Raw genomic sequence first — 24,217 nt, forward strand, 5'->3', positions numbered from 1 at the left:
TCTTACCTGCGGAAACGCGGCATCAAGGCGGTGATCCCGGAGAAGAAGGACCAAGCCGCCAACCGCACGAAGAAAGGCAGCCGAGGGGGCAGGCCGGTCAGCCACGACGCAGACCTCTACAAGGAGCGCAACACCATCGAGCGCCTGATAAACCGGCTGAAGGACTGGCGCGGCATCGCCACCCGCTTCGACAAGACCCCCGAGAGCTACCTCGCCGGCCTCGAACTCCGCGCCTCGATGATCTGGATCGAAGACCTGTTACGAGCAGCCGATTGATCGCGACATCACACAGACCCTAGCTGGCAGACGGTCAGGGTGCGTCCGGACTTGAGGGCGATGCCGATCGCCTCCAGGTGCTCGCCGGCAGCCGGCGCGAGAAGGTTGATCTTGTACTCGACGGTGAGGACCTCGGAGTCCTCGTCGAACAGCGTCAGCGCCGCGTAGCCGCCGGCGCTGTCCGCGATCGCACTGGTGGCCCCGGCGTGGACGTAGCCGTGCTGCTGGGTCACCTCAGTCCGGGCCAGGAGCACGATGTGAACGCGGCCCGGGCCGATGTGGGTGAGGCGGGCTCCAAGGAGGGCCATCAGACCCTGCCGGTCGAAGCTGTCCTGGACCCGCTTCTTCACCGCCGGGCTTGCCTGCTCCTGCGTCTGCTCTGTCACGTCTGTGCTCTCCTTCGTGTCCGTGCCGTGTGAAACGGGGCGGGAACGGCGACTCAGACAGCGAGGCGTTCCACCAGCAGGAAGGCTCCGATGGCGATCATCATGGCACCGCTGACGCGGGTGACGGCCCGGGCGGCCGAAGGCCGGGTGCTTAGCACCGTGCGGGCCAGGACGCCGACGGCGAGGTAGACGACGGCGCACGCGGTCAGGTGCACCGTGCTGAGCAGCCCGGTCTGCGCGGCGACCGGCCAGCCCGTGGCCGGGTCGATGAACTGCGGGAACAGCGAGAAGTACAGCAGCAGCGCCTTCGGGTTCAGACCGCTGATCCCGAACCCCTTGACCGCGACCTGCAACCTGGAGGCGCCCGGGCTCCCATCCCCGGCCGCCGGGACGGACGGCTGCCGCAGCACACCACACCCCAGCCACAACAGATACCCGGCGCCCGCCACGGTCAGAGCGGTGAGCGCGGCCGGGGAGCTCGCCACGACCACCGCCAGACCCGCGAAGGCCACCAGCGAATACGCCAGGTGCCCGGCGATCAGACCGGTGACCGCCGGGACGACCGAGCGCCCCCGCAACCCGGCGGAGATCGCATACGCCCAGTCCGCGCCGGGCGTGAAGACCAGCAGCAGGTCCACGGCCAGGAAGGCCGCCAGCGTCGTGGTGTCCATCGATCGTTCCCTCTCGCACTCTTGCTCTGGAGGGAACGCTAGGCCGGATAGGCCCGAAGGTGTTTGTTTCTTTCCCCCATGATCGCGAGATATGGGGGAGAATCTTCTCCATGGATGCCCTGGACCGGAAAATTCTTACCGAGCTGCAGCTCGACGGCCGCCTGACCGTCACCGAGCTGGCCGCCCGGGTGCAGCTCAGCGTCTCGCCCTGTCACCGTCGGCTGCGCGACCTCGAACGCGAAGGGGCGATCCGCGGCTATCGCGCCGTCGTCGACCCCGCCGCGGTCGGCCTGAACTTCGAAGCCGTCGTCTTTGCCACCCTGCGCTGGGAAGATCCCGACACCGTCAGCACCTTTGAGGAAGCCGTGGCCGCCGTACCTCACGTGCTCCAGGCGCAACGCCTCTTCGGCGAGCCGGACTACCTGCTCCGCGTCGCCACCGCCGACCTGGCCGCGTTCCAGGAGCTCTATGACCAGAAGCTCGCCCGCCTGCCCGGCGTCCAGCGCCTGACCTCCACCATCGTCATGAAGAACGTCGTCCAGGACAGACCTCTGCCCGAGTAGCCACGGCCCCGCCGACGGCCTGTCGTCAAACGATTGTGTGCTCACGCCATCACCTCCGCAGGAGCGTCGCTGGTCACCCGCGCGCGGTCAGGGCCGCCTTCGGGTAGGGCGGGACCTGCTGGCGCAGCTGCTCCAGCCGCACGGTCAGCAGATACTCCGCCGTACGGGTCCGTGCGGCCTCCGCTTCCCTGGTCGCGGCGGCAACGGCGTGCGCACCGGTCGGGTTGTGCCGGTACCAGCGACGGCCCTGCTCGGTGGTGTAGGCGCGGCGGGCCTCGGCTTCGGCCTCGTCGGTCCGGCCGAGACGTCCCAGCGCGCTGCTGCGGTACTCCGGCAGGGCCTGCTCGACGACCTGGAGCGCGGTGAAGGCGAGGGCGGATGCTGCCGCGGCCGGGTCCGCCTCCAGCTCGCCGGGTGTCATCAGTCCCAGGAACTGCTGGGTGGCGGCCTCGATGACGGTGTTCAGGTGTGCCCGTACGTCGGCGGCGGTGGCGGCGACGTCGGCCGGGTCGGTCAGGTCGGCCGTCCAGGTGGCCGCGACCAGCCCGGCCTCCACGATCGCCGCTTCGGTCCGGCGCCGGTAACCGCACACCTCGCACAGCCCGGCCACCTGGGCACGGCCGCAGTCCGTGCACGGCAGCACCTGCCGGGCTGCGGCCTCGGCAGCCGCGCGGGTCTCGGCTTTGGCACGGGCGGCCGCCCGCTGAGCCTCCCGCTCCTGGGCTGCTCCGCGGCGGGCCACGAAGTCGGCGGCCTCCGCCTCGGCGTGCCGACGCATCCGGGCCTCGATCTCGCGGTCCCGCTCGTCCTGGTCGAGGCCAGGCAGCTGCTCGTCGACCTCGGCCGTGATCCGGGCCCGCCCCGCCCTGCGGTTGTGCAGGACGTTGCGGCAGTTGTCACAGCGAGCGCCGGTATCGAGCCGGACGCCGTCGTCGCAGCGGACATCGGAGCAGGACGGGCGGCGCACCAGGCCGCAGTGGGTCAGCCATCCGAACGGGGACGTGATCAGGGCCTCGCCACCGGTCTCGTCCAGCCTGGCCTTGAGCCGGGCCGCCAGCAGCGACGGGGCCTGCGCCGGCCACTCCAGCAGCGAGGACAGCGACTTGAGCTCTTCCTTCGCTGCCGCCTCGACCTGATCCTGCTGCCATCCGGACAGCCGCTCCCACAGCCACGAGATCGGCCCCAGCGCCACCCGCAGACCAAAATCAGCCGGAAGGACCGCCCTCCGCTGCCGCTGCGCTTTCCCACCACCCACGGTCTTCGGCTGGCCTCCGGCCCCAGCCCCGGCAACGCGCTGCTCCACCCGCTCATCGACCGGGGACTCCTCCGGCTTTTCCCCGCGAAGCGGGCCGCCCTCAACCACCGAAGACCCGGTCCCGGAGGAGGCGGGCCTGGGCCCGAGGGCCGTGGGGTAGCGGGTGAGCAGCTGGTGCTGCTGCTCGGGGGGGGTGCCCCTATGGGTTCGGGCAAGTCTCTGCGGGGTGGTGGAGGCTCGGCGGTGTCAGCCTTCCGTGGTGGTGTCGGCCTTGGCGTATTCGTAGATCCAGCCCGCAGAGGTGTCGGGGGCTCGGACTGCCAGGTAGGTGTGTTTGGCTGCGGGATTCCAGGGTCCTGGTGCTCGACCGGGGCGGCCTCGGAAGCCGGCGGGTGGCAGTCCTGCCTGGCTGAGCTCGACGATTTTGGTCCGCCCGTTGAAAGGGCCGCCGACGATCTTGATGCTGACGGTGTTGTTGACGATTTCACCCGCGAGCCAGCGACGGATGAGTGCCAGGTGATCGGAATTCTCGCCCCCCATGCCCGAAGCTGACCATGGGCTTGGGCAGAGGGCAAGCAGGTCTCAAGTCGCTCGGACGGGTTGGGGTTCGTAGAAGGTTCCATCGCGGAGCATGGCGAAGAGGACGTCGGCCCGGCGTCGTGCGAGGCAGAGCAAGGCCTGGGTGTGGTGCTTGCCCTGGGCGATCTTCTTGTCGTAGTAGGCCCGGGATGCCGGGTCGCCCAGGGCGGCGAACACGGAGAGGAAGAAGGCCCGTTTGAGCTGTTTGTTTCTCCGTCTGGAGGGCTGATCGACGAGCAGCACATCGCCGAGCCCGGACTCGTAGCCATGGACATCACCGCGCGGACGAGATCACCCTCCGCGCGGTGATGGACGGCCTCCAGCAGCAGTGGGCCACCTCCGGGATCACCCCAGTACGGCGCCTTCCGGGCGAGCCCGGGGTCCGGGCACGGGTGTATGCCAATGTGCGCCAGCGGGGCGGGCAGCTACCGGCGGCGCGGGAAGGTACGGGGCTCCGCCAGGAAGGTGCCGGTCGCCGGGTCGCGGTGCACCTGGGCGTACAGGCCTCAGTCGGCGTCACCGGCCGTGAGCCAGTTCCCGGCCCACGGGGCGTTGGTGGTTCTCAGCATGCGGCCAGCGAGCGGGCTGCACACGAGTCGAATGATCACGGTGGTGCCTCCATCTGGCGGGAAATTCTCGCCTCCACCCCTTGGTGGGGCTCGGCACCGGGAAGACAGCACCGAGGCGTCGGCGAATTCCGTCCTGGCTCCGCCTCCGGGCTGACACCGGGCGGGCGCACCGGATGCAGACCACCGCGTCTCCGCTCGCCGGGTGGACCCCGCTTCCGTCCGGTCGGCGGTCTGCACACCGGGCGCGCGGTGGAGTTCGCCGTGCGTGCTGATCCCCCGGCGGCACTGCGCGGTGCGCCACGGGTTCGGCCGGCCGCCGGGGTACTGCCGCGTGCGGGAGCGGCACCGGACGGGCGGCAGCTTCGGCAACGGGTACAGCGCCGCGCGCAGCTGGGGCGTGTCGGCGAGTTACTGGAGGCGCTCCGGCGAGATGTGTGTCGGGATCGGGGCAGCCATGCGGGTCTTTGCGTTCATGGGTCGGCTCTCCGCGTCCTTGCCCCTCCCGGGCAGTTCCGTGACCAGGTCGAGCGTGTACACCCGTGCTGTGGTTTGCAGATTGGACACGTCTATCGGCTTGACATGCCTTCACCTCCTGGCGTGCCCCTTCTCTTGTCTCGGAGCAGGAGGGACTTTCTGGCAGGGGTTTCGCTCCTCACTCGAGCCTATTCGGTCAAGCGTCCGAGTGATCCAAGCCATTCGCTGTACGCATGTGCGAATTTGCGATAGGAGTGGGGGTCTCGCGTCGGTTCCGATACCGGCGCGTCTCAAGGGGGTTGCTCATGCCGAAGGTGCTTGATTACCGCGCATGGCGCGGACGTGCTTGGGTTAGCGACCGCGGCCGTGATTTCTGTCGGCTTGCCGCCTGCGGCAGCCGACTCTGACAGCAGCGTTGAGGTGATCTCCTCCACGCTTCCCGCAGGTATACCCGTTCCGTCGCTCGGTGCGCTGCAAGCTCTGGGCAGCGGCTGGAAGGCCGGGCTGCCGGTCCGGGAGACGGCGGCGGGCAAGTTGCCGCGTGAGGCCATCGCCCCTGCCCGTTCCGGTCTGCCGAAGGCGTCCACGCCGTCGTTCCTCTCGGACGGGATGGCCGGCAGGGTGCCGTTCGCGGCCACTTATCCGGAGCCGCCGCGGACGATGACGAAGGACGACTGCAAGAAGGGCCTTCAGGGCGGCCGTCTCTTCGCGGTCAAGTCCCGGTACGCGATGTGCACGGGGACCCAGTTCGTGCAGACCTGGCTGCAGCGCGGCCGGCCTGTGGGGCAGAGCTCGTTCACGCTGTGGGTGATCGACACGGTTCCGAAGAAGAACGACCGCACGATTCAGATCCGGTACTTGTTCACGGACTTCGCCAAGACCGGCATCACCCGTACGAGCGGCCTGAAGATCAATACCGACGGCGACGTGACGACGTGGCCGAAGCAGGCAGCGAGGAAGTACGGCGGGCAGGTACCGCCCACACAGAGCTTTGACGCGCTGAAGGCCAAACCCGAGTACGTCCACACGATGCTGGTCGAGCCCGGGCAGGGCACCGGCAAGGACGACCTGGTGCAGATGGCGTACGAGCCCTTTGTGAAGCTCACCTTCCCCTCGCCATACACCTCGCCCAACACCGGCCGTGTCAGCGTCGGTTTCCTCGCTGGCCGCTGGGACACCGCCTCCTACCTCTTCAACAAGACCGGCGGCGGAAACCCCAAGAAAAAAGGCGGCGCGGCCCTGCCGGTCGTGCCCACCCTGCCCTACAGCTCCAAGACCGGGGCCCCCGAGCGCGCGGTGGCCCAGCACCTGCGGGACGCCCACACCAAACCCGGCGTCACCAAGCCGGTGAATACCCGCAAGGCGGTACCGGGGTTCGATCTGAAGCACACGCTGCACCGGCTCCAGAACGACGGCGACCGCGTGAAGGCCAATCGCCGCGCGGCCATCGCCACCTGCGTCAAGTATTGGGGGGCCAACTACGCCACAAGCGTTCCAGGAGTCTCGCGGGAATGCGACGAGTATCCCTTCGCCAGCACCTACGAAGGCGCAGCTCAAAGCAAGTACGACAAAGCGAAGCCGAAGGACAACTTCTCCGCCAGGCCCCTGCCCAAGGCTGACAACGGAGCCGGCGGAAGCATCCTGAAGATATTCATGGACCGGAACCGCATCCTGGACGGGTTCAGCAGCGGGGCCGACGTCGACGCCTACGTCGTCTCGATCTCCTGATGCGCCCTGGGGGCAGAGCCCAGTGCTCTGCCCCCAGGTTCTCAAGTGTCAGCCGGCCAGAACTGCACCAGGTACCGTTCCACCCCGACGGGCACGTCCACCGCCGCAAGCCGGGCAGCCTCGGCCCTGCCCGAACAGAAGGCGCGGACCTTCCACAGCGTTTCGGGGCGCCCGAGCTCCACCCGGCCTTCGCCGACCCCGGACATCGTCTCAACCGACAGGTTCCCCGTAGTCGAAAAAACCTCTGCCTCGCCCTGAGCTTCCCAGCGGGCGTCACCGGCCACCGACGGCTCGCTGCTCCACACCTCGGCTGTCAGAGCTGCCTCGTGGGTGTGCCCGGCGCTCTCGAAGTCGAGACGCTTGTCGTAGGCGGTCAGGAAATCTTCCCCTGGAACCTCTGCCCGCTCCTCGGGGAAGGGAGCGGAGACCTCCATGTCGTCCTCTTCCTGAAGGGCGAACGCATGGAACTCCACGGACACTTGAACTTCTTCGCGCGCCACCAAATCGGCCACAGAGAACTCCCGTATCTCCCACTACCGTCACAGAAACTCTATCCGGTGGCGACAGCCGCGCTACCGGCTCCGCCTCACGCAAGATCGCGACTACCTGCATGCAAGCAGGCTGCGGGGCACGACCAGCGGCACCTGAACATCACTGCTGAATACCGGAGCCGAGGCCGGGTTGCTGCTGGTGCTGCTCGTACTCCTGGCGGGGCGGGTCGACCGGACTGGCCGGGTCGGCGGCCGGGGCCGCCAGGTCCTCGATGGCTCGGCGGCGGGCGTCGGCTGCGCGGGTGAGGGCGGCGAGCCGGTCCAGGTTCTCCGGTGTGCGCATCCACGTCACGGGGGCGGTCGTCCGACCCTCCAGGTACTCCTTGGGCATCGCGGCCTGCTGGCAGGCATGGACGACGACGGCCCGCTGCGCCGGGTCGGGTGGAGTGTCCCGGCCCGGGTGGTCAACGGCATGCGGCGCGTCCGACACGGTCGCGGCCGGGGCATCATCCCGGGCGGTGTGCCCGAGACGGGCGGCGCTGATCGCGTTCTGCACGGCGAGGCCGGTGACCCGGGCCCGCTTGTACCGGCTCGACTCGCGGGGCGGTTTACCGTCGGTGCTGGCGATCCACCAGCGACCGGGCTCGGCGAACGCCAGCCCTTCCCCGACTCCCCCTCTACGCCGTCATGCTCCGCGGCCTCCCCAGCACATAGACCGATTCACGACGGCCGTCCACCGAATCCACTCCCGCGCCAGACCGGTACAGGTACCGCTCCGCGCGGCCGCCGGCCCCCGGGAGACGGACAGGCATCTTCTCTCAGCTATCGCGAGGAAAGAGGTGTCGTTTCCCGAAGGAGGCTTGCCCACGGCATCTGACCTGCACGAATGGAAGATCATCATTTTCGGGGGTTCACACCTCCGGCAGTACCTCCGGTCCTCCGCCTAGTGCAACCGTGCAGACAACTGTCCAGCCCCCTTCCGGTGCAACTCTCCCGGCTGCCTGACGTTGCCGTCGGCATCTCTCGTGTGACTGGTCGCGACGACTGACACCCAGAGCACGACCGAACCACCGCTAGTGCCGTGACCACGTAGGTTCGCCGGTTTGGTGGTCGGGGCGGTTGGATATGCGGTGACGTCTGATCCGACCGGTGGAGGTTCGGTGGCCGAGCCTGTCCGTGTGCGCAGACTGACGGACCAGGAAGGGCTGAAGCTGCAGCAGGTGGTGCGGCGGGGCAGCGCCAGTTCGGTGCGCTACCGGCGCGCGATGATGCTGCTGGCTTCGGCTGGCGGAAACCGCGTCCCGGTCATCGCCCAGCTGGTGGCGGCCGACGAGGACACCGTGCGCGATGTGATCCACCGATTCAACGAGATCGGGCTGGCCTGTCTGGACCCTCGTTGGGCGGGAGGCCGTCCCCGCCGGCTCAGCCCTGACGACGAAGACTTCGTCGTCCAGACGGCCACCACCCGACCGGCCAAGCTCGGCCAGCCCTTCACCAGCTGGTCGATCCGCAAGCTCGTCACGTACCTGCACCGTGTTCACGGGCGGGCGATCCGCATCGGCCGCGAGGCGTTACGGTGCCTGCTGGCCCGACGCAACGTCACCTTCCAGCGAACCAAGACTTGGAAGGAGTCCCCAGACCCCGAGCGCGACGCCAAGCTCGACCGAATCGAGCACGTCCTTGAGTGCTTCCCTGACCGAATTTTCGCGTTCGACGAGTTCGGCCCGCTCGGGATCCGGCCCACCGGGGGCTCGGGCTGGGCCGCCTCCGGCCATCCCGAGCGGCACCCCGCGACCTACCACCGCACCCACGGCGTGAGGTACTTCCACGGCTGCTATTCGATCGGCGACGACACCTTGTGGGGCGTCAACCGGCGCAGGAAGGGTGCCGCGAACACCCTGGCCGCGCTGAAATCGATCCGCGCCGCCCGCCCCGACGGTGCCCCGATCTACGTGATCATGGACAACCTGTCCGCCCACAAGGGCCAGAAGATCCGTCGCTGGGCGAAGAAGAGTCGGGTCGAGCTGTGCTTCACCCCGACGTACGCGTCCTGGGCCAACCCGATCGAGGCCCGCTTCGAGCCTCTGAGACAGTTCACCATCGCCAACTCGAACCACCCCAACCACCCGATGCAGACCCGGGCCCTGCACGCCTACCTGCGCTGGCACAATGCCAACGCCCGCCACCGGGACGTCCTGGTCGCCGAGCGCCGCGAACGCGCTCGTATCCGCTGCGAGAAGGGCATCCGCTGGGGCGGACGCCCCCTCACTACCGCAGCCTGACCAACACCAGAGCCAAGCTCAACCGACCTGGTCCAGCCATGTGCGGTAGCGGCTTCCGAAGGGTTCCGCACCGTCACGCAGCGCGGCTGACAGCCACTCGGCGGCACTCTGCGCGCGCGTGATGATGTCTTGCGGATAGCCGTACTGCCTCTGATGACTGGCGAACTCGTCCTCGTCGTCCACAAAGACGGATCCGCCTTGCCGTATCCGGCAGACATCCAGATCCAGGTCAACCATGGCCACTTGCCCCTTATGCGGCCAATCGGAAGGAGTGGTCACATCGCAGTAGACGTCCAGGCGGGCTGGAGCTGCCTGGAACAGGGCCGTCCACCAGGCACCGCGAGGAAAGAGCATGACTCGCCGCTCTTCGGTTGCGTAGACCTCGCCCTCCCCGCCCTTGCTGTAGATCGTCCCGATCGGAGCACCAAGCCAGACCCCGAACTCATCCTCGCCCAACCACACCATCGAGTGGTGCCAGTGCAAGCTGCCATCGAACTTACGGACCACGACCCGGACCTCGGCTTCTCCCATGGGCGGGAGGCTACTGGCGGCCGGGCAAACCCGGTGAACCTTCTCGGTCACAGCAGTACGCGGTGCCCTGCCAGTGCCGCCGGGTCAGCTCGGCCAGCTGCGCGCTGACAGTGTGGGGGTTGCGCGAGCTGGCACGGTTGAAGACGAGCAGCAGCGGTGGGTGCGGCTGGTCGCCGTGGCGGCCGTCGGGCGCCCACCAGCGGGTGCGCCACATCGGCCGCTCCGTGCCGTCGACGTCCTTCACCTTGCGCTGGCAGAACCGCATGTACTTGTCGATCTTCGCGGCGAGGACCTGTGCGGACTCGTGGCAGTTGTCGATCTCCACGAACAGCAGCGGGACCCCGTCCTCGGGGGAGGTGATGACGATGTCCGCCTGGGCGCCACCTCTGTCGGAGTTGGACCAGGTGCCGGTCGTGGGCAGTGCCACCTCGGTCGCGTAGGAGGCGATGGTGCCCAGCCCGGCGGGTGCGTCGACGGCGGCCTGCGCGGCGGCGAGGACGTCGGCCGGCTCGCCTGTGAGCTGGGCCAGGTCCGGCTTCGGGCGCTGCAGGGCGAGTGCGGCTTCGTTGACCGTCATCGGGTGGGAGGCGCCGGTGCGGCCCGCGCCGCGGGCCGGGTTGCCCGTCTCTCCTACCGGGCGGCCGAGTTCCCGGGCGGCGGTCTTCAGGCCCATGGGCGTCAGGTTGCGCAGTGTGTCCCCGCCCGGGAGTTGCCCGCCGTTCTCCGCCAGGCCGTGCTTGTGCAGATCGGAGAGCGCCCCGGTGTGGGAGGCGGTGCGGGCCTGTTTCCGCTTCGAGGGTGTCGGCTTGTCGGTGTGGCGGTAGCTCAGGTGCGGGAGCGCGATCTGCTGGATCTGTTCGGCCGTGGCGACCTTCAGTACTCCGAGCACGTCGCCACGCAGGTTGTTCGACGACCCCGCCGGGTTCTCCTCGCGCTTCCCCGCCATCAGCCCTGCTCCCTTCCCTTCGCTTGCCGCGCGCGGCCACCGGCCGGGCACCGGCCGTGCCCGGCCGTGAAGGGCGCCGGGCCTCCGGACCCGATGATCTCCCCCTCCACTGACATCACACAGAAGTTCAGGAGGAGGGAAGAGGGTTGTGACAACGCGGCGAACGCCCGTATCTGCGTGGTGACCTGGGCTTTCTCCATGCGGGTCGGTGCCGGGCACCAAAGTGGGTTCCGCAGTGGTGTCCCGAGTACGTGCCCCAGGAAGGCGGGGCGGCTTGCCCGACGGTGGTCGGGCCCATGGTCGGGGCGGGTACTCCGGGCGCCTGCCGGGAGTCGGCGAGTGGTCATCGTGGTGTCTCCTTCGCTCCAGGCCGCCCTGGTGGGCGGTGATCGAGCGAGCAGCGTGCGGGAGACCCCCTTGTCCGCGGTCTGACCGTGGCCGGTAGCGGGCCGTGTCAAGGAGAAGTGCGGTGGTGGTCGGGGCGGTAGCAGAGGTGGACAAGGGGGCGTGGGCGGGCTCGTGGTCGGCCGACCACGCTGAACTCGGGTGCAGGGTTTGACCCTTGCAGCCCCGATTCGCCCGATTCGAGTTGAGGAGGGGAGAGTTCTCCGTCCTCTGTCCACAGGCCAGGACACCGACCATGCGGGAACGACGCCGCGAGTCGCGCGGCAGTCATCGTGAGGAGAGCGTGATGCCGTACCTGATCCCGTCCCCGTACACCGCTGACGCCCGAGCAGCTGGAGCGGGGCTTCGCCTACCTCCTGGCCTTGCAGGCGGGTGGCGGCGCCGCTGTCGCCGGGCGCGGGGAAGCAGACCCGGAACTGGCGTTCGTCCTTCTGCGGCTCGCCGAGGACATCGTCTGGCCCGTCACGGCCCTGGACCTGGAGGCAGAACTGAGTGCGGACTCCTTCGCGCTGGACGAGGTCGGATGCGCACTGCTGTCCGCGCTGCGGGACTGGGCACGGGACTCCCCCACCACCGCCGCGCCGGGCATCGCCCGGAGCATCATCCGGTTCACGGTGAACGTCATTCCGGACCCCGACCACCCGGACACCGCCGACACCCTGGAGGCCATGCGCGACGAGCACCTGGTGCTGGCCCACGCGATGCACTCCGCACCCGGTACGCACCACTGACCGCACCACCGTGCGGGTGGGTGCGGTGGCGCGCACCCACCCGGTGCGCGCCGAATCCATCCCGGGTGGGGAGGGAGTCGGGTGTTCCGGGGTCGCGCCCCACGTCCGTGGGCCCAACTCGCTTGTGGATCAGATGAGTTCAAGCCATCGGGTGGGCCCGGCACCGGCAGGCCCGGCGCAGGTTGACCCGCGTAGACCCTCTTGACCGAAAGGGCGTTCGGCCCCACGATCACGGCCATGACTTCTCGAGTCTCGCTCGTGGTCGCGGCGCGTGGCTCCGCGCTGCTCGCCGAACGTTTCGACGACGACCGGCCGCTCGACCAGGCCGGCTGGCACGAGGTCCAACTTGCCGCGCACGCCCTGATGCCGCTGGGCGCCGCCGAGTTGCGCTACTGCTCGCCCACCCCGCGCAGCCGCGCCACCGGGGACGCGCTCGGCTTCGCCCCGCTCGTCCAGCCGGCCCTGCGCGACTGCGACATGGGCCGCTGGCGCGGGTACACCCTCGCCGACATCACGGCGTGCGAACCGGCGGCGGTCGATGCCTGGCTCGCCGACCCGCGCTCCGCCCCGCACGGCGGGGAACCGCTGCTCGCGTTCATCTCGCGGATAGGGGGCTGGCTGGACACCCGGCCCGCGTGCGACGGGGCCATCGTCGCCGTCGCCGAACCCGCGGTGGTCCGGGCCGCGCTCGTCTACGCGCTCAAGGCCCCGCCCGCGACGTACTGGAGCGTGGACGTCGGACCGCTCTCCACGGTCACGCTCACCGGTGTGCCGGGCCGCTGGAGCCTGCGGCTCGAAGCGGGCACCCGCTGACCGTCCGGCTCCGTCGGGCGGGGGTCTTTCCACCGGTCCGGCCGGTCGGTACGTCGCGTGTCCGGTGCGTCCGAAGGGTGCCGTCCGGGCGAGGGAGGCCGCCGTGCCACCGGTCCACGGCCGGTGCGACGACCGTTTTTCCGCGGTGTGCGCCGCGTTCGAGGAAAATTTTCGGGAGCGTGGGGAGCTGGGCGCGGCCGTCACCGTGCTGATCGCCGGGGAGCCCGTGGTCGACCTCCGGGGCGGCTGGGCCGACGGCGCCCGTACCCGCCCCTGGGAGCGGGAGACGCTGGTCAACGTCTGGTCCACCGCCAAGGGGCCGACCGCGCTGTGCGCCCCCGTCCTCGCCGACCGGGGCCTGCTGGACCTCGACGCGCCGGTCGCCGCGTACTGGCCGGAATTCGCCGTGGCGGGCGGCGGAGATCCCCGGGGTCAACGGCCACGGCACCGCCCGAGCCGTCGCCGCGCTGTACGGGATCCTTGCCGGGCAGGGCACCCGGGACGGCCGCCGGATCCTCTCCGGGGCGGCTGCCGAGCGGGTCCGCGAGGGGCAGGGCGTCTGCCGGGACCTGGTGCTCGGCGAGGGCCTCGGCGACGACACGGAGATCGCCCTCGACCCCTGGCCGAGCGGCCCCGAGGGCTCGTACGGGCCCGATCCGCGGGCCTTCGGCCATGACGGCGCCGGCGGCTCCTGCGGCCTGGCCGACCCGGAGGCCGGCCTCGCCCTCGGGTACGTGATGAACCGGATGGGGCCGAGGATCTCGGCCGACCCGCGCAAGAAGGCCCTGGTCGAGGCGGTGTACGGGGCGCTCTGACCGTACGGGGCGGAGCCCGGCGGCACGTACGGCGCCGCGACGGGGCCGCCCCGAACGCCCCGACGCCCCGGGCGTGCCGGGTCACCGGCGCGCCCGGGGGCGCGGGGATGCTCACTTCCTCCGGCTCACTCCTTCTCGGAGGCCTCCCCGGGGGAGACGGAGACGACGGCGAGGGCCTCGGCGATGGCCGTCTCGGCGGTCGCCTTGTCGACACCGAGACCGGTCAGCACGCCCTCCCCGTCCTCCTGCTCCAGCAGGGCCAGCAGGATGTGCTCGGTCCCGATGAAGTTGTGGCCCATCCGCAGGGCCTCCCGGAACGTCAGCTCCAGCGCCTTGCGGGCCCCGGCGTCGTACGGGATGAGGTCGGGCACCTGGTCGGCCGGGCCGGGCAGCGCCTCGGTCGCGGCCCGGCGGATGTCCTCGACCGTGACGCCCTGGGCCTTGATGAACACGCCGGCCAGGTCCTCCGGCTCGCTGAGCAGCCCCAGTACGAGGTGCTCGGTGCGGATCTCGTCGTTGCCCGCCTCGCGGGCCTCGTTCTGCGCGGCCATCACCACGTTCCGGGCCCGCGGGGTGAAGCGGCTGAAGCCCTGGCTGGGGTCGAGGTCCGAGACCTCGCCCGGGTCCTTGGCGACGAACCGCTTCTGGGCCGCCTGCCTGGTCACCCCCATGCTCTTGCCGATCTCCGTCCAGGAGGCGCCCGAGCGCCGGGCCTGGTCCACGAAGTGCCCGATCAGGTGGTCGGCCACGTCGCCGAGGTGGTCCGCGGCGATGACGGCGTCGGCGAGCTGGTCGAGGGCGTCGGTGTGCACCTTCTTGATGGCCTCGATCAGGTCGTCGAGGCGTACGGGGTTGCTCATGCGTACGGGATTCTCCATGTGTCAACCGTAAGTTGACAGCGTCCGAGTGTCAACCTTCGGTTGACAGTGCATCGATCGGTCCCCTCGACGGGCTTCCTCACCGGTGCGAGAGGCAGAAGACGCAGTCCTCCCACCAGGCCGGTGCGGACAGGACGCGGTGCCGTACGCACATGGCCGTGGCGGCCTCCTCCGGGGTGGGGAAGCGGGAACGGTCCCGCTCCTCGGCATCGACGTCGGCGGGGTCGAACGCCTCGACCATCTCCCGGTACCGCCGCAGGCTGTCCTCGATGAACGGCGGATCGTAGTCCAGCTCGTCCCACCGGTGCCTGCGCAGCGCGAGATCGAGCACCCGCAGCACGAAGTCCTTCGCCGCGTCCCGTTCCTGCGGGGAGCGGCCCCAGTCGATGTCCTCCAGGTCGAAGCCGACCGCTCCGCGCCCCATGGCCCACTGGTCCTGCCGGCACAGCAGCGCGGCGAAACGGTGCTCCCAGACGGTGCCGGCGAGATCGGACACGGCCAGCATCAGCACGTCGACGAAGACTTCCGTGCCCCCGTTGGTGAGATACAGCGTGCGGCTCCCGCCACCGAAGTCGTTCCCCATGCCCGTCACCGTACCGAGGGGGCCGAAACCCGTGCGGGGAGGCGGAAAGCGGCGCGCCCCCGACGGAGGGACCGTCGGGGGCGCGCCGGGTTCAGCGGTTCGGTGCGCGGGTCAGAGGACGCCGCTGTCCGCGATGGTGATCTTCGCCTTGGGGCGGCCGCTCTGCGAACCGAGGGCCTCGATCTTCTTGACCAGGTCCATGCTCTCCTGGTTGTCGACCTCGCCGAACACCACGTGCTTGCCGTCCAGCCACGATGTCACGATCGTCGTGATGAAGAACTGCGAACCGTTGGAGTTCGGGCCGGCGTTGGCCATGGACAGCAGACCCGGCTTGGTGTGCTTGAGCTCGAAGTTCTCGTCGGCGAACTTGGCGCCGTAGATGCTCTTGCCGCCCGTGCCGTCGCCGCGGGTGAAGTCGCCGCCCTGCAGCATGAATTCCGGGATGATGCGGTGGAAGGACGACCCCTTGTAACCGAAGCCCTCCTCGCCGGTCGCCAGCTTCCGGAAGTTCTCCGCCGTCTTCGGGACGACGTCGTCGAACAGCTTGAAGGTGATGCGCCCCTCGGGCTTGTCGTCGATGGTGATGTCGAAGTAAACCTTGCTCGTCATGGGACCATCCTGACATCGACGGGTCCGGTGTCGACAATCGGGAGCCCCTTGCGGTGCCGTGCCCGGCGGCCCGCACCGTCCCGCCGTCGCGCACCCCCTTCCCGCCCGCCGGACCTCTGCCCGCTCCTGCACCCGCTCCTTCTCCGTCCGGCCCGATCCAGGCGGAGGATCTAGCCTGGTAGAGGGGCTGCCCGAGGAGGTCCGACGTGACGGTGGAGTACGGGGCGGCGGCCGGGACACGACGGGTTCCCGGCGGTCTTCAGGGTGCCGAGGACGTCCGCTACCCGCCCGTCGCCGAGCACGGCCTGATCGGCGACCTGCGCAGCGCGGCGCTGGTGGACACCCGGGGCACCATCGACTGGTACTGCTGTCCGCGCTTCGACGCGCCCAGCGTCTTCGCCTCGATCCTGGACGCCGACCGGGGCGGGTCCTTCGAACTGACCGCCGACACGCCCGCCCGCACCAAGCAGTTCTACTTCCCCGACACCAACGTGCTGATCACCCGCTTCTTCGCCGAGGACGGCGTCGGCGAGATCCAGGACTTCATGCCCGTCGTCGATGACTCGCGCGAGGCCGGGCGGCACCGGCTGATCCGCCGCGTGGTGTGCGTACGCGGATCACTGCCGTTCCGCGCCCGGGTGGCACCCCGCTTCGAGTACGGGGCCCGGCCGCACACGGTACGGGCCGGGCACGGCCAGGCGGTCTTCGAGACGCCCGGGCTCACCCTCGCCCTGACGGCCAGTGCGCCCCTGGAGGTCGCCGGGCCGGACGTGTGGTCGCTGTTCAAACTGCACGAGGGCGAGTCCGCCGTCTTCGCCCTGGACCGGATCGGCGGCGACGTGGCCCCCCGCTTCTGCCCGCTGTCCGAGGCGGAGCAGCAGTTCAACGCCACCGTCGGGTACTGGAGACGGTGGCTGTCCCGGTCGCGCTACCGCGGCCGCTGGCGGGAGATGGTGCACCGCTCCGCCCTCACCCTGAAGCTCCTCACCTACGCCCCGACCGGCGCCATCATCGCCGCGCCGACCACCAGCCTGCCCGAACGCATCGGCGGCGAACGCAACTGGGACTACCGCTACGTGTGGATCCGCGACGCCGCGTTCTGCGTGTACGCGCTGCTCAGGCTCGGCTTCACCGAGGAGGCCGAGGCGTTCATGGGCTTCCTCTCCGAGCACGTCCGGCTGGAGATACCGGCGGACGACGGGGCGGCGGGGACGAGCCGAGGCACCGGTCCGTTGCAGATCATGTACGGCATCGACGGGCGCCGTGAGCTGCCCGAACGCGAGCTGTCCCATCTGGAGGGCTACCGGGGCTCGGCCCCCGTGCGCGTCGGCAACGGCGCCGTCGGCCAGCTGCAACTGGACATCTACGGGGCGCTGATCGACGCCCTCTACCTCTACGACAAGTGGGGGCGGCCCATCTCCAGCGCGCACTGGGAGAGCATCGGCGAGGTGGTCGACTGGGTGTGCGACCACTGGGACCAGCCCGACCAGGGGATCTGGGAGAGCCGGGGCGCGGGCGAGAAGCACCTCTACTCGCGGCTGATGTGCTGGGTGGCCGTCGAACGCGCCATGCGGCTCGCCCAGCACCGCGGACTGCCCGTCGACATCGTGCGGTGGGGGCGGGCCCGCGACGCGATCTACCGCCGGATCATGGACCACGGCTGGTCCACCGAACGGAACGCCTTCGTCCAGTACGAGGGGGGCCATGTCCTCGACGCCTCCCTGCTGATGATGCCGCTGGCGAAGTTCGTCTCCCCCACCGACCCGAAGTGGCTCGCCACACTGGACGCGCTGGGGGAGGACCTGGTGTCCGACTCGCTGGTCTACCGCTACGACCCGCAGGTCAGCCCGGACGGCCTGAGCGGGGACGAGGGCACGTTCTCGATCTGCTCGTTCTGGTACGTGGAGGCGCTGACCCGGGCCGGCCGGCTCGACGAGGCCCGGCTCGCGTTCGAGAAGATGCTCACGTACGCCAACCACCTCGGCCTGTACGCGGAGGAGATCGGCCGCACCGGCGAGCAGACGGGGAACTTCCCGCAGGCGTTCACCCATCTCGCGCTGATCAGCGCGGCCTTCAATCTCGACCGCGCCCTCGGCTGAGCGCCGGTCCCGAGGGAAAAAGGGGTGCGCCGCGCGAGCGCGCCTCGGGCAGGATGGCCGCCGTGCATGAGGACAGGAGCCGCCGCGGCCACGGGCGGTACACGCTGACGGAGACGGAGCACGGCCGGGCCTGGGGGGTGTGCGACGCGGTGGACGGGTTCTTCGGGGAGCCGAGGCGAGGGACGTACGAACTGTTCGGCTGGGTGCCGGAGGGCGCCGAGGCGCGGGGCTGGATCGGCAACCGGACATGGCTGGTGCCGGACGACGGGACGGTCGAGCCCTGGCTGCTGGAGGACGCGGAGAGCCCGGGGCGGCTCCCCGGGGCGGACAGCCTCGTGCTCACCGGTGCGGACGACTACGAGGGCCCGCCCGAAGGGCACCGGGGCCGCGTCCGGGTGCACGACGGGCGCCGCTGGCTGGGCTCCTGCCGGGAGTTCACCCGCATCCTGCCGCGCGAACGGCCCGCACCCCCCTTCGTCCTGCGGGGGCTCGCCCCGGACGACCGGCTGCGGGCGGTTCTGGCGAAGGGCACCCGGCGGGCGCTGGACCTGGAGCAGGCCGCCCTGGAGATACGGGACGACGGGGGCCGGCCGCTCACCGAACGACTGCTCTGGGCCAGGATCACGGACTGGCGCCCGTCCTCCCGCAGGGGCGATCTGATCGACCTGGAACTCGACGGGTACTTCTTCGAGCCCGCCCCCGAACACGTCCGGCCGGTCTGGGAGCGGTGGCTCGCCGGGCCGCCGGACGCCCCGGGTGCCTGGGCGGGCCTCGACACCCGGCGCCGCTGGGCCTGGCACGACCTCGTCCGGGAACGGGCCGCCCACCGCACCGCCGGTGACCGGCCGGCCGGTCACGCCTACGAACTCGACGGCCGGCACATCACCGACGAACCGGGCTTCCACCTGGCGCTCGGCGAGGCGGTGAACGGGCCGGGCGGCTACTTCGGCGGCTGCCTGCCCGCCCTCGACGACTGCCTGCGCGGCACCTTCGGCTACACCGCTCCCGCGACCCTGCTCTGGCGGGACTCCGCGACCGCACGCGCGCACCTGTCCCGGACCCTGACACCGGAGGGTCTGCCCTGCGACCTGTTCGCCGTCCTCCTCGACGTCCTCGCCCAGGGCGGCATGCGCGTCACCCTGGCGTGAGCCGGGGACCACCGGCCCCGAGGAGGAGCCCGCCGCGGGCGGCGGCGGACCGAAAACCCGTCGATGCCCGCACGGCGCGCCGTCTACGCTGCGCCCCATGGCCGACCCGGAGACCACCACGAGCGCCTGCGACCGGCTGATCCGGCTGGTGGCGCCACCGACCGCCCCCGTGGACGCCCACGGGGACCGGGCCGCGGCGGAGGCGGCGGCCGGTACCCGGCTGCCCGACGACTACGGGCGACTCGTCGAGACCTACGGCTGGGGAGAGTTCTGCGACTTCCTCTACCTCCGCACGCCCTTCGGCACGAGCGAGCACAACGGCATCGAGTGGCAGTGCGCCCGCCTCACGGGAGCCGCCGAACGGGACCGCGAGCGCTACCCGTACCCGCTGCACCCGGCTCCCGGCGGGCTGCTGGTCTGGGGCACGACCATGGACGCCGACCGGCTGTGCTGGCTGACCGCCGGGCACCCCGACGACTGGCCCGTGGTGGTGTGGTGCGGCGAGGGCCGGTACGAGACCCACGACATGGGGGCGGCCGCGTTCATCGAGGGCTGGGCCACCGGGCGGATCGAATCCCGGCTGCTCGTGGGGATGGAGCCGGACCTGGCACCGTGGTTCAACGCCTTCCGCCCGCGCGTCCACCGCTGCCTGCGCCTGTCCGAGGGGCCCGTGCCCCACGACGAGCGCCTGCGGCTGCTGCGCGAGGCACTGGCCCCCACCACGGACCGGGGCGCGTGGCGCTCCGAGGACGGCCGCACGGGACAGGACCACTTCGCGACCGTCGACACCGACTGGCTGCTCACGTACGACATGTCCCGCCCCCACCAGATCCGGATCGACTTCCCGCCCGAGGACGGTGAACGGGCCCGTCGGCGCCTCTTCGCCGCCGCCCGGCTCATGGGGTGCGAGGTCCTCCACGTCACGGGCGCACCGGGAACGCCCCTGCCGTCCTGGGACGCGGCCGCGGACGGGTGAGGGCCGCCGCGCGGACGTCCGTGGTCCCTGCCGCGCGGCGGTCCCGGGTCAACCCGTTTCCGGGCCGTGGGTCCCGTCGCGGAAGATGAGGACCGACATCTTCGTGTCGTACTCCTCGCGCAGGTACCCGCCGTATCCGGAGTCCTCGACGTGGGGCGCCAACAGGTCCAGGACCGTGGTGAGTTCGCCGATGTCGTCATCCATCCAGAGGTTCCGGACGAACAGGCCCCAGGCGTTCCGGCCCCCGAGGGACTGGTACCGCAGGGACGCGGATTCCCCGCCCGGCAGCCGGCTGTCCGGGTCCGGGGCGAGCAACCGGTACGGGTGCTCGTCCTCGTCGAGGTGCGGCGGCCGGTCCTCGACCGCGCCCGTGTGCCACCGCAGTGCCTCCAGGACGGGTTCGGGGGTCCCGTCCCGGAGGAAGCAGGTGAGGACCACTTCGTAGTAAAGGCTCACGCCCGTATTCTCCGGCCCGGCTCAGCCCTTGACGGCCTCGGCGATCCGCAGGGCGGCCTGTTCGGGTGTGAGGCGCGTGGTGTCGACGACCTCGGCCTCGTCGTGCAGCCAGGTCCGGGCCGCCTCGGCGTAGGGAGCGAGGTGTTCGAGACGGAACCCCCAGGTGCCGGCGGGACTGTCCCCCTCGATGCGTCCCCGGAGGGTGTCCTGGTCGGCGTGGAGGACGAAGTGCCGTACCGGGATGGAGTGCCGGGCGAGGCCCGCGGCGATCTCGCGCCAGTACTCCTCGACCAGGACGGTCATGGGGATCACCAGGGTGCCGCCGGTGTAGTCGAGCACATGGCGGGCGGTCTCGACGACGAGCGGCCGCCACGGCGGCCAGTGCTGGAAGTTGCCCGTCCAGGGAAGTTCCGGCTTGATGTCCATGAGCGTCTCGCCGACCTTCTCGGCGTCGAACACCCGTGAGTCCGGGATCAGTTGCTGCACGAGCGCACTGGTCGTCGTCTTGCCCGCGCCGTGGGTGCCGTTGAGCCATACGATCATGGGCCCCAACGGTACTTTCTCCCCGGCCGGACCCGCCCGACGCTTCCGAGCCATTTGGTCATCGGCCATCGGCGTCGGCCGGCCGCGGCGAATCCGTGAGGACCGCGATGAGCGCCGGTGACGAGCCCGCTGCGATGTCCCGGCCACCGGGGCAGGGGCGCGGGGATGGCTCGCGCCCGGGCGTCGGATTCAACTGGCCGACTCCATGGTTTCCCTCGAACTGTCCCGGTCACTGTCAGTAGCCTTCCGGGATGACTGTGACATTCGACGAAGCCGTCCGCGCCAGGCTGCAGGCCCCCAACATCTGGTACGTCGGCACCGTGTTCGCCGATGGAGCACCGCAGGTCAGCCCCATGTGGGTGGATCTGGAGGGGGAGGGGGAGCTGACGTTCAACACCTCGGTGGGCCGAGTGAAGGAGGAGAACCTGCGCCGCGACCCCCGCGTCTATCTCTCGCACGCGGACGCCGCCGACCCCTTCGACCGAGTGCAGATCAGTGGCGTGGTGGCCCGCTTCGTCGAGGGCGAGGAGGCACACGACCGCATGGACCGACTGGCCCGCAAGTACCTGGGCAGTGACTTCGAGTGGATCATGCCGGGGGAGCAGCGAGTCGCGGTGATCGTGCGCCCGGGCAAGGTGCGGCACATCGTCGGGGTGGAGCGGTTCCGGCCCGGAGGCCCCATCCCCGCTCCCTGACCGGCAGGCACGCCCGTCGTGGCGTCGCCGCCGGCGGCTTCACCCCTGCGAGGGAAGGGCGAAGGTTCTGCCGCCGACTGAGCGCTCGGTTCTCACCGCTGTGACCGAGAATTTTTGTTGGCACATGGCGAGTGTTGGTTGGCACACCTTGGTCACGTAGCGCTGTGTAGCCAGAGCAGCTGTGTAGCCGGAGAGCCTTGCGCGAGGAAGTCGTACGCGGTGGTGCGCGACGGAGTCGTACGTAACTGGGGACGATCGGCGGTACATCCCAGGCCACCGACGCGTGGAGCCGGGCTCCCGGTCCACCCCGGGCCACCACGGCTCCGCTCCCGGCCGCCCACGGAGGCCGGCAGTGTCTTCAAGTTGCGCGTTGATCGGTGTCCGCGGCGTCGGCACGGCGCCGACCGACAGGGCCTGAGGATGGGCTGCGGCCGAGTGGGACCAGAGCCCACACCTCACTGAGCTGGCGACCGGAGGGCCAGATGCTAGTGGTCAGCGGCCTGAACGGGATCACTGCGACGTTCTGGGCGGCGAACGGGGCCGAGCCGAGATAGCTCATGCCGCCGATCCCGCACAGATACGCGCGAGCGGATCTTCCCGGTTCGTGATGCGGACCGTACCGGCCCCGGCCACGCGCACCCCGAGCGCCACAACCGGCTCAAGGGCGATCTAGCTTGCAGCGTCCACCGGGGCGAGCGGCTCGTCCGCCAGCAGATCGAGATGACCACCGGCGACCGCATCTGGCACGTGTTCAACACCGAGCGCCGTACGGTCTGGATCGGCAGCAACCCATGACCAACGCCGGGGCCGATTGGAGCGCCCGGCCCGCCCGGCCCGCCTCTCTCGGAATCTAACCAAGATCACTGGCTCGGCGCCGAGACCGTAACCGGAACCACGCCGAGACTTGCCCGGAGCGCGAGCCAGCTATTACCCACGCCTCGGATCCGCCGGACAGCTCTCACTATTAGCCGCGCCGCATGGGTGCCGCATTCAGGGAGCCGCTTTTCAGTAGGCGCGATTCTGCTACTGTCGAGACACCCCTCCAAGAATTCCGGTGGATTTCAGCTGGTCTACCGGGAGGAGGTGATTCGGTGTCCGGCAGGAACCCCGACGAGGGAACCAAGCCGGACCGGACCAAGCGGCAGTCAGCCGTCCAGGTATGCATCCTGATCGCGCGTGCCAGCCAGGCCGCGTACTGGGTGTACAAGCTCTGGCAGCTGAACTAGCAGCAACGATGGGCCCGGCCGATGCCACGGCCGAGCCCATCCCAGGTCCGGAACCGGGGGCCCCACGATCTCGTGCAACAGAGGCGTGGGGCCCGACTCATTTGTGGACCGAGTGATCTGTCCGGCTTCCCGGAACTGGCGATCAGCTGCCAGCATACATCCCTTTTCCTATTTGCGGAACCCGATGAATTCCGGATCCCGATTCCCAAATCGGGAAACTGTCGAATCTCGGGGTCCTCCAATTCTCCGCGAATGTTGGCATTTCATTCTTTCGATTCGCCCCTGCCGTATGACTTCATTTCCTCATCCTGTGTGGTGTTTCGAGGGCACGGCCATCGGCTTCGGGGGCGTCCCCGTTCGCTTCGGGAGCACGCTGCCGGGCTTCGAGGCCAGCCGGTCTCGCGGGGCAATTCTCGGTCTCGCATAGGTCTCGCGGGAGGTCTCGGCGTTCAACGACACAGGTCTCGTCTTCATCGCGACAAGATCGGCGTTCAGCGACACGGGGCCCGTGTTCAACGGCTGCTGTCGCGACACGACGGCGACATCCGTGTCGACGGCGACGCCTTGTCCGCGGACAGTCCGCGCGGACGGATCTGGATGTCCGCCCGGGCTGGGGAACAGGTGGGGACCGTCCCCGCTCGGTCCCCAGCGCCTGAGCGCGTTCACGCTCGGTGAGCGTGAACGCCGTGAATCAGTGAGCGTGAACGCCGTGAACTGGGACCGTGAACCGAGCTCACCGCACCGGTTCACGCTCACCCAAGAACCGGTAGTTCCAGTCACCGTACGGGCGGCATCGCTGCCGCACTACCGCACGCGGACAGCGCACGTACGGGTGCATTGCCGAGGCGTACGTACGGCGCCTGTACGGCGTACGTACGGCCCCGGCGAAGGGCCGGACGAACTGCGGAGAACCCAGTTCCCGCCTGGGCGGGAAGCACTTCGCAGATCACGCGCAACTGCATCCGGTACGGCCGTACGTGCGCCGTACGGTACGGCCGTACCGGTCGTACGCCGCGGTGCTCGTACAGGCGCCGTACGAGCACCCGTACCGGTACGGATTACCGCTTCCTGATTACCGGTTYTTGGGTGAGCGTGAACCGGTGCGGTGAGCTCGGTTCACGGTCCCAGTTCACGGCGTTCACGCTCACTGATTCACGGCGTTCACGCTCACCGAGCGTGGTCCCGCTCGGTGAGCGTGGGACCGGGTGGGGATGGTCCCCACTCCGTCCCCACGCCGTCCCCAGCTTGGTCCCCCAATGTGTCCCCGGTCCCCAGCCCGGTCCGTCCCCGGTCCGTCCCGGACCGCGTTGCGGTCCGTCCCCACCCGGTCCCCACTCCGGTCCGCCGGGGACCGTCCCGGTCCGCGTTGCGGTCTGTCCTCGGCCCGCCGCGACGGCGGGCCCGCGTCACAGCGGGGGCGGACAACCCGTCGGACATCAGGGGTATCCGGGCGGACATCCAGATCCGTCCGCGCGGACTGTCCGCGGAC

The 24,217-nt window shown here is 70.0% G+C and carries 23 protein-coding genes and 5 pseudogenes; 14 read left to right on the forward strand and 14 right to left on the reverse strand.

Annotated features, from left to right (window positions below):
* A partial coding sequence (locus tag EAO76_RS22020) for a transposase (RefSeq protein WP_148836167.1) occupies positions 1-276 on the forward strand: 276 nt, incomplete at its 5' end.
* A 20-nt stretch (positions 277-296) separates the two neighbouring features.
* Here EAO76_RS22020 and EAO76_RS22025 read toward each other — a convergent pair.
* Positions 297-584: pseudogene (locus EAO76_RS22025) on the reverse strand (PaaI family thioesterase); the annotation flags it as partial.
* Positions 585-715: 131 nt separating this feature from the next.
* Entirely contained in the window at positions 716-1,333 is a 618-nt protein-coding gene (locus EAO76_RS22030; RefSeq protein WP_148837681.1) for a LysE family translocator, read from the reverse strand.
* Between the two features lie 110 nt (positions 1,334-1,443).
* Here EAO76_RS22030 and EAO76_RS22035 point away from each other — a divergent pair, with 110 nt between their 5' ends.
* Positions 1,444-1,896, forward strand: coding sequence for an Lrp/AsnC family transcriptional regulator (locus tag EAO76_RS22035; protein WP_148837682.1), 453 nt, complete (start codon positions 1,444-1,446; stop codon positions 1,894-1,896).
* Positions 1,897-1,969: 73 nt separating this feature from the next.
* Here EAO76_RS22035 and EAO76_RS44730 read toward each other — a convergent pair whose 3' ends face one another.
* The 3 genes and pseudogenes from EAO76_RS44730 to EAO76_RS22050 all read right to left on the reverse strand — a co-directional run.
* On the reverse strand, positions 1,970-3,088 hold the full coding sequence (locus tag EAO76_RS44730) for a hypothetical protein (protein ID WP_187438737.1): 1,119 nt from the start codon (positions 3,086-3,088) through the stop codon (positions 1,970-1,972).
* Between the two features lie 309 nt (positions 3,089-3,397).
* A complete protein-coding gene (locus EAO76_RS22045; protein WP_148837683.1) occupies positions 3,398-3,691 on the reverse strand; it encodes a hypothetical protein in 294 nt (97 codons plus the stop codon).
* Positions 3,692-3,733: 42 nt separating this feature from the next.
* Positions 3,734-3,958, reverse strand: a pseudogene (locus tag EAO76_RS22050) (IS110 family transposase); the annotation flags it as partial.
* An 80-nt stretch (positions 3,959-4,038) separates the two neighbouring features.
* On the opposite strand from EAO76_RS22050, the pseudogene EAO76_RS46475 reads away from it, so the two are divergent.
* Together EAO76_RS46475 and EAO76_RS46480 are read left to right on the forward strand one after the other, a co-directional pair.
* Positions 4,039-4,086 (forward strand): annotated as a pseudogene (locus tag EAO76_RS46475) (hypothetical protein); the annotation flags it as partial.
* 1,005 nt (positions 4,087-5,091) lie between these two features.
* Positions 5,092-6,501, forward strand: coding sequence for a NucA/NucB deoxyribonuclease domain-containing protein (locus EAO76_RS46480; protein WP_262375653.1), 1,410 nt, complete (start codon positions 5,092-5,094; stop codon positions 6,499-6,501).
* A 41-nt stretch (positions 6,502-6,542) separates the two neighbouring features.
* On the opposite strand, the gene EAO76_RS22070 is transcribed toward EAO76_RS46480, so the two are convergent.
* Entirely contained in the window at positions 6,543-7,013 is a 471-nt protein-coding gene (locus EAO76_RS22070) for a hypothetical protein (RefSeq protein ID WP_148837684.1), read from the reverse strand.
* Between the two features lie 139 nt (positions 7,014-7,152).
* Positions 7,153-7,548: a hypothetical protein gene (locus tag EAO76_RS46485; protein WP_262375654.1), complete on the reverse strand. Its 396-nt coding sequence runs from the start codon at positions 7,546-7,548 to the stop codon at positions 7,153-7,155.
* A gap of 604 nt (positions 7,549-8,152) precedes the next feature.
* Between EAO76_RS46485 and EAO76_RS22080 the strand changes: the two genes are divergently transcribed.
* Positions 8,153-9,274, forward strand: a complete 1,122-nt coding sequence (locus tag EAO76_RS22080) for an IS630 family transposase (protein ID WP_316248362.1) — start codon at positions 8,153-8,155, stop codon at positions 9,272-9,274.
* Positions 9,275-9,292: 18 nt separating this feature from the next.
* Here the strand turns inward: EAO76_RS22080 and EAO76_RS22085 are convergent, their stop codons facing one another.
* The gene (locus EAO76_RS22085; RefSeq protein ID WP_187438738.1) at positions 9,293-9,805 is read right to left on the reverse strand and encodes a DUF402 domain-containing protein; all 513 of its coding nucleotides are present in this window, start codon (positions 9,803-9,805) and stop codon (positions 9,293-9,295) included.
* 10 nt (positions 9,806-9,815) lie between these two features.
* A complete protein-coding gene (locus tag EAO76_RS22090) occupies positions 9,816-10,751 on the reverse strand; it encodes a replication-relaxation family protein (protein ID WP_187438739.1) in 936 nt (311 codons plus the stop codon).
* A 767-nt stretch (positions 10,752-11,518) separates the two neighbouring features.
* Between EAO76_RS22090 and EAO76_RS22095 the strand changes: the two genes are divergently transcribed.
* The 4 genes and pseudogenes from EAO76_RS22095 to EAO76_RS22105 form a co-directional block, all read left to right on the forward strand.
* Positions 11,519-11,887 (forward strand): hypothetical protein, encoded by a 369-nt coding sequence (locus tag EAO76_RS22095; protein ID WP_148837686.1) that lies wholly within the window; start codon positions 11,519-11,521, stop codon positions 11,885-11,887.
* A gap of 237 nt (positions 11,888-12,124) precedes the next feature.
* Entirely contained in the window at positions 12,125-12,700 is a 576-nt protein-coding gene (locus tag EAO76_RS22100; RefSeq protein ID WP_148837687.1) for a histidine phosphatase family protein, read from the forward strand.
* Between the two features lie 145 nt (positions 12,701-12,845).
* Positions 12,846-12,945 (forward strand): annotated as a pseudogene (locus EAO76_RS46490) (hypothetical protein); the annotation flags it as partial.
* A gap of 72 nt (positions 12,946-13,017) precedes the next feature.
* Positions 13,018-13,515, forward strand: a pseudogene (locus EAO76_RS22105) (serine hydrolase domain-containing protein); the annotation flags it as partial.
* Positions 13,516-13,640: 125 nt separating this feature from the next.
* On the opposite strand, the gene EAO76_RS22110 reads toward EAO76_RS22105, so the two are convergent.
* The 3 genes from EAO76_RS22110 to EAO76_RS22120 all read right to left on the reverse strand — a co-directional run bounded on the left by EAO76_RS22110 (position 13,641) and on the right by EAO76_RS22120 (position 15,585).
* Positions 13,641-14,393: a Clp protease N-terminal domain-containing protein gene (locus EAO76_RS22110; protein ID WP_187438740.1), complete on the reverse strand. Its 753-nt coding sequence runs from the start codon at positions 14,391-14,393 to the stop codon at positions 13,641-13,643.
* A 79-nt stretch (positions 14,394-14,472) separates the two neighbouring features.
* Entirely contained in the window at positions 14,473-14,976 is a 504-nt protein-coding gene (locus tag EAO76_RS22115) for a hypothetical protein (protein WP_148837688.1), read from the reverse strand.
* 111 nt (positions 14,977-15,087) lie between these two features.
* Positions 15,088-15,585, reverse strand: coding sequence for a peptidylprolyl isomerase (locus EAO76_RS22120; protein WP_148837689.1), 498 nt, complete (start codon positions 15,583-15,585; stop codon positions 15,088-15,090).
* 206 nt (positions 15,586-15,791) lie between these two features.
* Here EAO76_RS22120 and EAO76_RS22125 point away from each other — a divergent pair, with 206 nt between their 5' ends.
* From EAO76_RS22125 to EAO76_RS22135, 3 genes are all read left to right on the forward strand, one after another.
* Entirely contained in the window at positions 15,792-17,684 is a 1,893-nt protein-coding gene (locus EAO76_RS22125) for a glycoside hydrolase family 15 protein (protein WP_376041376.1), read from the forward strand.
* 53 nt (positions 17,685-17,737) lie between these two features.
* On the forward strand, positions 17,738-18,832 hold the full coding sequence (locus tag EAO76_RS22130) for a barstar family protein (RefSeq protein WP_148837690.1): 1,095 nt from the start codon (positions 17,738-17,740) through the stop codon (positions 18,830-18,832).
* A gap of 97 nt (positions 18,833-18,929) precedes the next feature.
* Complete coding sequence (locus tag EAO76_RS22135) at positions 18,930-19,808, forward strand: SMI1/KNR4 family protein (RefSeq protein WP_148837691.1); 879 nt, start codon at positions 18,930-18,932, stop codon at positions 19,806-19,808.
* 48 nt (positions 19,809-19,856) lie between these two features.
* Here EAO76_RS22135 and EAO76_RS22140 read toward each other — a convergent pair whose 3' ends face one another.
* Positions 19,857-20,264: a hypothetical protein gene (locus tag EAO76_RS22140; RefSeq protein ID WP_148837692.1), complete on the reverse strand. Its 408-nt coding sequence runs from the start codon at positions 20,262-20,264 to the stop codon at positions 19,857-19,859.
* Positions 20,265-20,285: 21 nt separating this feature from the next.
* On the reverse strand, positions 20,286-20,807 hold the full coding sequence (locus EAO76_RS22145) for an ATP-binding protein (RefSeq protein WP_148837693.1): 522 nt from the start codon (positions 20,805-20,807) through the stop codon (positions 20,286-20,288).
* A 251-nt stretch (positions 20,808-21,058) separates the two neighbouring features.
* Between EAO76_RS22145 and EAO76_RS22150 the strand changes: the two genes are divergently transcribed.
* The gene (locus tag EAO76_RS22150) at positions 21,059-21,502 is read left to right on the forward strand and encodes a TIGR03618 family F420-dependent PPOX class oxidoreductase (protein WP_148837694.1); all 444 of its coding nucleotides are present in this window, start codon (positions 21,059-21,061) and stop codon (positions 21,500-21,502) included.
* Positions 21,503-22,593: 1,091 nt separating this feature from the next.
* A complete protein-coding gene (locus EAO76_RS46495) occupies positions 22,594-22,728 on the forward strand; it encodes a hypothetical protein (protein WP_262375655.1) in 135 nt (44 codons plus the stop codon).
* Positions 22,729-24,217 lie beyond the last annotated feature (1,489 nt).

It is taken from the genome of Streptomyces sp. sk2.1 (assembly GCF_008120935.1).
Taxonomy (GTDB): Bacteria; Actinomycetota; Actinomycetes; order Streptomycetales; family Streptomycetaceae; genus Streptomyces.